At 67.7% G+C, this 9,481-nt stretch carries 10 protein-coding genes and 1 pseudogene; 6 read left to right on the forward strand and 5 right to left on the reverse strand.

The annotated features are described in order from the left end of the window. Positions 1–58 precede the first annotated feature (58 nt). The gene (locus A5694_RS15770) at positions 59–388 is read right to left on the reverse strand and encodes a zf-TFIIB domain-containing protein (RefSeq protein ID WP_082952696.1); all 330 of its coding nucleotides are present in this window, start codon (positions 386–388) and stop codon (positions 59–61) included. Positions 389–572: 184 nt separating this feature from the next. Further along, complete coding sequence (locus A5694_RS15775; RefSeq protein WP_082952697.1) at positions 573–1,325, reverse strand: DUF1275 family protein; 753 nt, start codon at positions 1,323–1,325, stop codon at positions 573–575. A gap of 243 nt (positions 1,326–1,568) precedes the next feature. Here A5694_RS15775 and A5694_RS15780 point away from each other — a divergent pair, with 243 nt between their 5' ends. Beyond that, on the forward strand, positions 1,569–2,171 hold the full coding sequence (locus tag A5694_RS15780) for a methyltransferase family protein (protein WP_064922823.1): 603 nt from the start codon (positions 1,569–1,571) through the stop codon (positions 2,169–2,171). 33 nt (positions 2,172–2,204) lie between these two features. Then, the gene (locus A5694_RS15785; protein ID WP_064922835.1) at positions 2,205–2,873 is read left to right on the forward strand and encodes a class I SAM-dependent methyltransferase; all 669 of its coding nucleotides are present in this window, start codon (positions 2,205–2,207) and stop codon (positions 2,871–2,873) included. 40 nt (positions 2,874–2,913) lie between these two features. Here A5694_RS15785 and A5694_RS15790 read toward each other — a convergent pair whose 3' ends face one another. From A5694_RS15790 to A5694_RS15800, 3 genes are all read right to left on the reverse strand, one after another. Continuing rightward, the gene (locus A5694_RS15790; protein WP_064922837.1) at positions 2,914–3,579 is read right to left on the reverse strand and encodes a cation transporter; all 666 of its coding nucleotides are present in this window, start codon (positions 3,577–3,579) and stop codon (positions 2,914–2,916) included. A 320-nt stretch (positions 3,580–3,899) separates the two neighbouring features. Continuing rightward, positions 3,900–6,089 (reverse strand): manganese-exporting P-type ATPase CtpC, encoded by a 2,190-nt coding sequence (gene ctpC, locus A5694_RS15795; RefSeq protein ID WP_234787935.1) that lies wholly within the window; start codon positions 6,087–6,089, stop codon positions 3,900–3,902. 107 nt (positions 6,090–6,196) lie between these two features. Beyond that, a complete protein-coding gene (locus A5694_RS15800) occupies positions 6,197–6,472 on the reverse strand; it encodes a DUF1490 family protein (RefSeq protein WP_064922839.1) in 276 nt (91 codons plus the stop codon). 192 nt (positions 6,473–6,664) lie between these two features. On the opposite strand from A5694_RS15800, the gene A5694_RS15805 reads away from it, so the two are divergent. The 4 genes and pseudogenes from A5694_RS15805 to A5694_RS24310 form a co-directional block, all read left to right on the forward strand. Beyond that, the gene (locus A5694_RS15805) at positions 6,665–7,309 is read left to right on the forward strand and encodes a DedA family protein (RefSeq protein WP_064922827.1); all 645 of its coding nucleotides are present in this window, start codon (positions 6,665–6,667) and stop codon (positions 7,307–7,309) included. A gap of 106 nt (positions 7,310–7,415) precedes the next feature. Further along, positions 7,416–7,637, forward strand: a complete 222-nt coding sequence (locus A5694_RS23730; protein ID WP_131809607.1) for a hypothetical protein — start codon at positions 7,416–7,418, stop codon at positions 7,635–7,637. Between the two features lie 212 nt (positions 7,638–7,849). Next, positions 7,850–8,617, forward strand: a complete 768-nt coding sequence (locus A5694_RS15810) for an LmeA family phospholipid-binding protein (RefSeq protein ID WP_064922828.1) — start codon at positions 7,850–7,852, stop codon at positions 8,615–8,617. A 618-nt stretch (positions 8,618–9,235) separates the two neighbouring features. Beyond that, positions 9,236–9,481: pseudogene (locus A5694_RS24310) on the forward strand (hypothetical protein); the annotation flags it as partial.

A 9,481-nucleotide genomic window follows, 5' to 3' on the forward strand; every position in this document is an offset into this window, starting at 1 on the left:
GCCAGCACCGGAGTCGGGGGCAGGTCGTGGCGCCGACCCCGTAGGGTCGGCGCAGCCGTCAGTGGTGCCCGCCACGGTGCCCCCCGTAGTAGCCCGCGCCGCTGAACAAACCGCCCAGAAAGCCGCCCTGGCGGGGGCGTTCGACATCCGCCGGCTGCGGCGGATATCCGCCTGGCGGCGGTTGCTGCGGCTGCTGTGGGGCGGCGTAGAACCGGCGCTCGGCCTCGGTGAGCTGCTCAATCTCCCCCAGGTCGAGGAAGATGCCGCCGCAGCCGGTGCACTGATCGATCGTCACCCCGAACCGCTGCACCGGCAGCATCTGCGACGCACACCGCGGACACAGCAGCGTCGGCTCCCTGGCTTGCGTTGATTCCCGGGTATCGTCCACTGCTCGACTCCTGTCCGGACGGCTCACGATCGACTTCCCGGAGAGTCTATCAAATGATGCTTACATATGCATGTATGAATGATTGGCATGTGCCGCCGGGCGCTGCGGCGCTGCCTCCGGCAGCCTCCCAATGCACCCAAGACGGAACGGCGACCGGCCGGGAGCGCGGTCAGCGGCCATCGATCTACGTCGGCTCGGCGGTCGCAAAACTAAGGGATGTGCGGCGTCTGCGGTCATGCAGCAGGCTGGCCGCCGCGACGGCCCCGCAGACCGCGGCGGGAATGATCAGCGCGTAGCCGCCGAACCAAATACCGGTTAGCACCCCGGCCGCGCCGCCAACGAGGAACAGCAGCAAGGTCGCGGCCAGGACGGCCGCTTTCCACTTCTCGATTCCGTGCCGGCGGCTGCGGCCCAGCATCAGCCCAAGATCGGTGATAGTGCCGGTGAAATGCGTGGTGCGGATCGCCATCCCGCGAAAGCTTGAGGTCACACCGTTTTGCAGCCCCAGCGCCGCGGCGGCAATACCGGCCTGGACCACGGTTCGCTCCACCCCGATCCCGGCGAGTTTCGCCTGGACCACCGTTTCCTCGACCCCAATCGCGGCAAGCAACAACAGCGCGGCTTCGGCGACCAAGACCACGGCATGGCGCGGGCCGGTGTGGGTGTCGCTGGCCGCCAGAACCGCGCCCGCGGTCGCGGTGCCGCCCAGGAACCCGAACAGGATCGCCGCCAGCACATGGCCCTCGTACAACCACGGGTTCGGGTTGCCCGTGTTCATGCCCAACTCGGTGGTCACCGCGGTGAGGTTGCCCACCGGGAACGCCAACACCAGCAGCGCCACCGCGTTGACAAACCCGGCCACCCCGGCCAGCAGCCCGCTGTATCCGAGCACCAGCACCCGTGGGACCCACCGCACGGGCATCGCCATATGCGGCATCATCGCTCCCTGTCCGGTGGTCCGCGGCGGGTGCAACGCTAACAGCGCAACCTTACGACCACGTGACCACCTGTTTAATTGCCTGAGTCGCCGGCTGCTCGCCGGTGTCGCAGCCCCTCGCGCGTGGTGCACTCCGACGACGGCTCGAAGCGCCGAAGGACGGATGTGAGGCATCTCGACTCGCCACTGTAACATGCATAGATTACTATGTGTAAATAGGTTCGTGGATCAAAGGGGTCCCTGATGGCTCTCACCGCAGTAGTGCTGTATTTGGTGTTCGGTGTGCTCGGGTTCGGGTGGCGCAGCTGGCGGCAGTGGCGCATAACCGGATCGACCGGCTTTCGCGGGGTCAGCGGCCGGTTCGGATCGCTGGAGTGGGTCGCCGGCGCCGGGTTCGTGATGGCGATCGTCATCGGTGTCGCCGCGCCGCTGCTGCAATGGGCCGGCGTGCTTTCCCCGCTCGACGCGTTGCGTGCGGACTGGATACAGGCAACGGGGATCGTGCTCGCCGTGGCCGGCATCGGCGCAACCGTCTACGCGCAGAACGCCATGGGCGAGTCGTGGCGGATCGGAGTCGATCCGGATGAGACAACGACATTGGTGCGCCACGGTGTGTTCGCCGTGGTCCGCAACCCGATCTTTTCCGCGATGCTTTCTTTCGCCGCCGGGGTCGTGCTGGTGGCGCCCAATCCGCTCGCGCTCGCCGGTTTCGTGCTGCTCGTCGCGGCGATCGAGGCGCAGGTCCGCGGTGTCGAAGAGCCCTACCTTCGCACCGTGCACGATCAGCCCTACCGCGCCTACACCGCCGCGGTCGGGCGTTTCGTGCCCCGGGTCGGGTTGTCCTGACATCGCGACGTTAAGGAGTGCCGACAGATGTTGATGAACCGGGCCGAAACCGCGCTGGTGAACAGTGTGCCGCGGCGGTGGCTGCAATACTGTTATGAAGTGCCGGTGCTGTCGCGGTGCGGCGGCCGGCTCGCCCCGGGGTCGCGGGCGCTGGAGATCGGGTGCGGTTCCGGGTACGGCTCCCGGCTGATTCTGGAGCGGTTTGGCGCCGCCCGTGTGGATGCGGTGGACTTGGACCCGGCGATGATCCGGCGGGCCGGCCGGCGACTGGCCCGCTACGGCGACCGGGTCCGCCTCGCCCAGGGCAGCGCGACCGACCTGCGCGTGGCGCTGGATGCCGAGGACGCGAGCTACGATGCGGTGTTCGATTTCGGGGTCGTCCACCACATCCCGGACTGGCGCGACGCTCTGGCCGAGGTCGCGCGGGTGCTGAGATCGGGTGGCCGGTTCTACTTCGAGGAAGTTAGCGCCCACGCCTTGGCGCGCCCCAGCGCCCGGCGGCTTTTCGACCACCCCCGCGACGACCGGTTCACCGCCGAACAGTTCCTCGACGAACTCACCCGGCGCGGCCTCGTGGTCCTCGGGTCAGCTACCCGCATCCGCGGTGACTATCTGCTCGGCGCCGCCGCCAAACCCCTCTCGGGGCGCCAGGATTACGCGGTCGGTGGTTCAGGCCGCGGCGGCCGGGTTCACCCACGCTGATCCGGCTGCGTCTCACCCGCGGACGGCAACCGGTCATCGCTCAGCAGCCGCAGTCCTCACCCCGCCAGGACCGAAAACCTTGCCAGACCGCGGCGGCGGCAACACCGAGCCCGATCACCGGATCAAGCCACCAGCCGCCCGACCAGTTGGCGGTCACCGCCAAACCGATCAGTACTGCGGCGGCCTGTATGGCGCACAGATAGTTCTGCGCGCCTTCCCCCGCGGTGGCCGCCGAGGCCAGCCGCGAGCCGAGGATGCGTTGGCCGCGACCCAAGACCGGCATCACCAGTACCGCGAACGCGGTCAACACGACGCCGATCACGCTGCTCTCGGCGTGGCGTTCCCCGAGCAGGTGACGCAGGGATTCCGTGGCGACGTAGGGGGCGGTCAGCCAAAACGACACCGCCACACCGATTTGCGCGCGGCGCTCGGCGGTCGCCGACAGGGTCCGCGAGCCGGTGAACCGCCAGATCACCACCACGCCGGCAAATGCCTCGGCCACACTGCCCAGCGCCCAGCCGGTCAGGGCGACCGACCCGGCCGCCAATCCCTGCCACACGCCCACCACGGCCTCCGCGGCCAGAAACACCAGGCTGATCCACGCCAGCCCCCGCGCCCACCCGGCAGCCCGCAGCCATCCCGCGTCCCGCACGACCGGTGCCGGCGCAGCGTGCCCCGATTCCGCACAGCATGTGTCGTCGACCACCTCGGCGGGACTGCCCGCCGGATCGAAGTCAGCCACCACAACCTCACCATCCTGTATTTGATTGCTCTTCTAGGCAGGCCACGAAGGCACCCACGACCGCCACACCTACCGGCTCAGCAGCGCGCAGCCGCCACTCAACGCATCACCCGGTGGGGCCCCGGGTGACCTCGATTGTAGGCGGTCGCCCCCCAGGCCGGGGTGCCTACCGCCACGACCTGGCGGTAGGCACCCCGTTCATCGACGCCCGACGCTCACCACCCATGACGCCCTTAGATTACCGTGAGCGGGGCCCCGGTTCTGGATCCCCCGACGGGACCCCATCATGCCGTTGCGCTGCCGGCGACGGGCCCCTCAGTCTCGGTGGATGCGACCCCGCCATCACGCGATCCGTTACCGGCATCACGCGATCCGTTACTAGCCAGTCGGTAGCGGATCAGCCGGGAGCTGTTGGTGGCCACCGCCACCGAGGACGCGTTGTGCAGAACCGCGGCGAGCACCGGAGACAGTGCCCCGCCGGCCCCGATCAGCAGCCCAGCAGCGTTGACCGCGATGGACATGCCGTAGTTCTGCCGGATGACCTGAACGGCTCGTGCGCCCAGGTCGGGCACGTCGAGCACACGGTGCAGGTTGTCGTTGGCCAACGCGACATCGGCGGTCTCCACAGCCACATCGGTACCGGCCAAACCCATGGCGATCCCGATATCGGCGCTGGCCAGGGCCGGGGCGTCGTTGACCCCGTCACCGACCATCCCGACCACATAGCCCTCGGCCTGCAGCGCGCGCACCACCTCCAGTTTGTCGTCGGGCAACACCTCGGCGCGCCACTCGTCGATGCCGAGTTCGGCGGCGACCGCCGCGGCGGTATCGGCATGGTCGCCGGTCAGCATGATGATCCGGCGTATCCCGTTGGCTCGCAGCTTCATCAGCACCTCGGCCGCCTCGGGACGGACCTCGTCGCGCAGGCTGATCAACCCCACCAGCGTGCCATCCACCGCCAGTAGCAGCGGGGTTTCGGCCTGCCGACGCAGCTTGTCGACCCACTCGGTGGCCTTCTTCGACACCCGAACCTTTTCGCTGCGCAGCAGCGACGGGCTACCCAACAGCAGGACCCGCCCGTCGGCCCAGGTGCGCATGCCCAAACCGACCAGCACCTCGCACTCCTCGTGCGGCGGAATGCTGATATGGCGTTCCTCGGTCGAGCGGATCACCGCCTCGGCCAGCGGGTGGCGGGAGTGGATCTCGGAGCTGGCCGCATAGGCCAGTACCTCTTCTGGCTGCCAGTCCTTATGCAACGCGACGATATTCGTCACCACCGGGCGCCCCACCGTGAGTGTGCCGGTCTTGTCGAACACCATCGCGTCCACCTGCCCGGCCCGCTCCAGATGCGACCCGCCCTTGATCAGGATGCCCCGACGGGCCCCATTGCCGATCGCCGCACTGATCGCCGTCGGCGTGGACAATCCCACCGCGCACGGACACGCGATCAGCAGCATGGTCATCGCCCGGCGGACATCCCCGGTAAGCAGCAAGGTGAGTCCGGACAAGATGAACGAGGCGGGCACGAAGCGCCGCGAGAAGTTCTCCCCAACGGTCTGGATCGGCGCCCGATCGAGTTGGGCCTCCTCGACGCGGGTAACGATGCGGCCGATAACCGTTTCCTTACCCACCGCGCTGGCGCGCACCACCAGCCGGCCGCGCACCACCACCGACCCGGCATGCACCGGCGATCCGACTCCGATGCTGACCGGCAGGTTTTCCCCGGTGATCGCGGCCTGATCGACGATCGCCTCCCCGTCGATCACCTCGCCATCGACCGGGATCGCCACATGATCGTGCACGATCACCTCGTCACCGATCTCCACCGTGTCGATCGGCACCTGGACCTCGGTGCCGTCCGCGGTACGGATCCAGGCGGTGTCGGCGGTGCCGCGCAGCAACTCCGAGATCGCCCGCCGGGTGCGCCGCACGGTGAGATCCTGCAGATACTCACCGATGTTGAGCAGCCACAGCACGGTGAGCGCGACCACGTTCTCCCGCAGCACCAGGCTGGCGATGATCGCCGCGGTGACCAGCGTGTCGGTGCCGGCGCGACCCGAGCGCAGCGACCGCAGCGCACCGCGCAGGAACGGATAGCCCATGAAGATGGTTGCCCCGGTGGCGACCAGCTGCCCGCTCGGGCCCAGCATCGGCGGCCGCCGGAAGCCGTAGCGGCGAACACCCAATAAAAACAGGGCCACCCCGCCGATCACCATGCGCAGCACATCGGTGTTGCGGACATCCGCTGAGCGCGGCGTGCGCGCCGGGATCAGCTCGTCGGCCACATGCGCGGCTGCGGCGATCGCCGCCAGCAGCGCCGAGCGGTCGGCGCGCCGCGGCGAATACCACACCACCACCGATCCGGTGTGCGGATAGGCGTGTACCGCCCGCACCCCGGGCAGCCGGCCCACCGACTCCTCCACCGCTACGGCGCGACGCGAATTTGAACAGACCCACCCAACCGTGACCCGCATCCGCCCGGCCGCATCAGACACAACCCTGAGGGCGGGATCATCGGCTCCCGCATCCGAAACGAGCGTCAGCGCAGGGTCGCTAGCAACAGCAACAGTCATGTTGGCGATCAGTGGTCGTGGTCGTGCACGTCAGCGGCAGCCGGAGGCTGAACCTCTTCGCCGATACGCTCGCGGGCCTCGGCGAACACATCGGACATCTTCAGCCGCGCCGACTCCGCGGCGACCTCGGCGCAGCGCGTCCCGCGCAAACCCAACTCCGTCGTCACCACCGCAGCCCGCCGAACCGGCGCCTTCCCGAGCGCCTTCTTCAACAGCTCATAGGCGCTCACCCCGACCAGCCCGGTGACCACCGCGGCCCCCGCCTTACCCAACAACGCATACATTGCGACCAGCACCTTTCATTCCCGCTCTGCCCCAGATGGCAAAGCCGTTTCGTTCTCCGCCCGTTGACGCTAACATCTAACCATTGCAATATCAACATATATTGTTGGATATGAGTCTGGTCGGCACGTGACACCACCCCGACAAATGACTCACCCCGTACAGCCGTAGGGGGTCGCCCAGAAAGAGGACCCATGCAGCAGTTCATTATCAGCTTCGGGCTGGTCGCGGTCTTTGCGCTGATGGTGGCCGAGGGGGCCGGCATCCCGATTTCCTCCGAGGTCACCATGCTGCTCGGTGGGGCGCTGGCCGGCGGCGCGGTGGCGGGCGTACACATGGACCTTCCCCTGGTGATCGGGGCCGGCACCGCCGGCAACCTGGTCGGCAGCTATCTGGGCTGGGCGGCGGGCCACTACGGTGGCCGGGCCGCGCTGCGCCGCTGGGGCCACCACTGGTGGTTCAACGAGACCCACCTCGACCGGGCCCAGCGCTGGTTCACCCGCCACGGCGCCGCCTCGGTGTTCTACGGACGCCTGCTGCCGGTCATCCGCAGCTTCATCTCACTGCCCGCCGGACTCGCCGGCATGCGACCGCTACGCTTCGGCGTCTACACCCTGCTCGGCTGCCTGCCCTGGACCACTGCACTGGCCGCAGCCGGCTACGCGATCGGCGCCAACTGGCGGGCCGCGGCCCACTCATTGCACTCGCCCACCGCTCTCATCATCGCCGCGACCAGCTCCGTGCTCATCGCCGCCGCGACGGTCTTCATCATCCGCCGGCGCGCTCGCCGCGCTGCTGACCGCTCGACACTGCTCGTTGAACCGACCAACCATAGGTAGCAAAGCGAATACGGCGGGTGCCCGACGACCGGCCCTATTGCGCACAGTAGACGCTGCTGATGTGGCACCATGGTCCATTCGTGACCCGGTCGCCGGATGATCAGTTTTGGACCTGTCGGCGGATCACCAGTTGGGCGGCTGGTCGGGTCGGGCGCGGGGCCGCCGTCGAGGCAATGTGGGCGAAGAACTGCTGAATCAGGGTGCGCTCGGCGGCGCCACGGTTGAGCCCAAGGCGGGAAACGACGCGCTGTCGCTGCACGTGGTCAGCATGTCCGGGCCGGCCGGGATGTTCGTGGCGTTGACCAAGGACAACATTCAGCCCGCCTGACACCTTCACCAACGAACCGGCCAGCAAATGCCGCGCTGGGTATTCACCCCCGACAGAAGGGCCGTCGCCGACTCCGGCGTGGTGGCCAAGTAGTCGACGCGCAACGCCACCGTCCGTCGCACAGGGCAATAGCCGCGCTTCGCTACCCTCTGCCGAACAGCAATCCGGAGCCGTTGGGGCTCCGTTCAGATTGATCCGGCAAAATCGTGCAGATGACAGCATCGTCGAACCGGCGTTTCTTCCGCGGCCCGGAATCCATCGTATTGGTCGTTGCCATCGGGCTGGCGATCGTCGTCGCAGTGCTGACCGGCAGCGAGTTCTACGCCCGGCATTACGCGGGCAGTGTGGTGGCCGATGCGATGCAGTGCGAGGTAGAAGACAGCGCCAGCGTGTCGTTCAGCACGACGCCCCCAGTGCTGTGGCAGTACCTCACCGGTCACTACCCCAACATCTCCGTGCAGACCGCGGGCAATCAGGTGCGCAGCGCCAAGGGCATGCAGGTCAGCATCGATATTCAGGGCATCCGGGTGGACAAGACCAGCGACTCCAAGGGCACGATCGGCTCCCTGAACGGCAGCATCACCTGGTCGGCGGACGGCATCAAGCAGTCGATCCAGGATGCCATCCCGGCGATTGGCGACCTAGTTTCCAGCAAGGTCGAAACCAACCCCAACGACGGCACCATCAAATTGACAGGTCTGCTGGATAGCGCCACCCTCAAACCGCAGATCGTTGACAACGGGCTGTCGCTGCAGGTGATCGCCCTGAGTGCGCTGGGCTCCAGCATGTCCACCCAGTCGGTGCAGCAGCACCTCGACGACCTCACTTCGAAGGCTACCAAGAACTACCCGTTGGGCATCCACGCCGACGGTGTGAAGGTGACCGATAGCGGTGTGGAGGCCACGTTCTCGAGCAGTAACGCCACCATCCCGGCGTCGTCGCAGTCGCAGTCCGGCCTGGACTGCTTCAGCAAGCTCTAACCCGCCGGGCCGGCTAAAGGCCGCCGCGCTCGTCCGGGAACTCACTCACCGCCCGCTGCACCCGCCGCGATGTCGTATCCGAGGCGGCCATCGTGCCGATGCACAAACCGCCGCGCCATACTGCGCGCGTCTTATCGAACCGCCCGCCGGATGCACTTGACCCTCGATGACCCACCACCGACATCGACATTCACGCCCGCCGATCCTCGGCGCGGCGCGCGCTGTCCGACGACGAGGCCGCCCTGATCCGGCATGTTCGGCGAACATGCCGGATCCGGCACGCCGCTACCGCCGAACTGCTGCTCGCCGGCGGGCGCACACACCTCCGAGCTGGGGCACATCAGCGCCGCGGACCTCGACCCACGGACTACGACCGCATGGGCGCACGGATACCCTCAGATGCTCCCGCTGGACAACTGTTCACCTCACCGGCCCAGTCCCGACGTCGGCCGCGCCGCCCGTGTTGTGCCTCAGTGCCGGCGGCAGCGACACCCACGAACAAGCCCGCGTCTGCGTCACCTCCCACCGCCCGCCTTGGCCAGCACCAGGGCCGCGCTGCTAGGGGTAGTTTAAGAACTTGTGAGCAACCTCAAGTGCATGTGCCGGTTTCATCACCGCATGAAGACCTTCGGCGGGTGGTCGGATCGGCAGTCGCCCGACGGAACCGTGATCTGGACGAGCCCAACCGGGGTGAGCTTTGAAACCAAACCCGGAAGCGCCGATGTCATTCCCGAACTTGCCGACGCGCTGAGCCTCACTGTCCAGCGTCCGCTGCCGCAGCGATGCCGCAGTCGCGCTCATTGGCGGCACGCCGGGCGCGGTTATGACGGCGGACCCGCGCCACCTGGGCGGCACGTTGACGAG

This window comes from Mycolicibacter sinensis (assembly GCF_001667945.1).
Taxonomy (GTDB): Bacteria; Actinomycetota; Actinomycetes; order Mycobacteriales; family Mycobacteriaceae; genus Mycobacterium; species Mycobacterium sinense_B.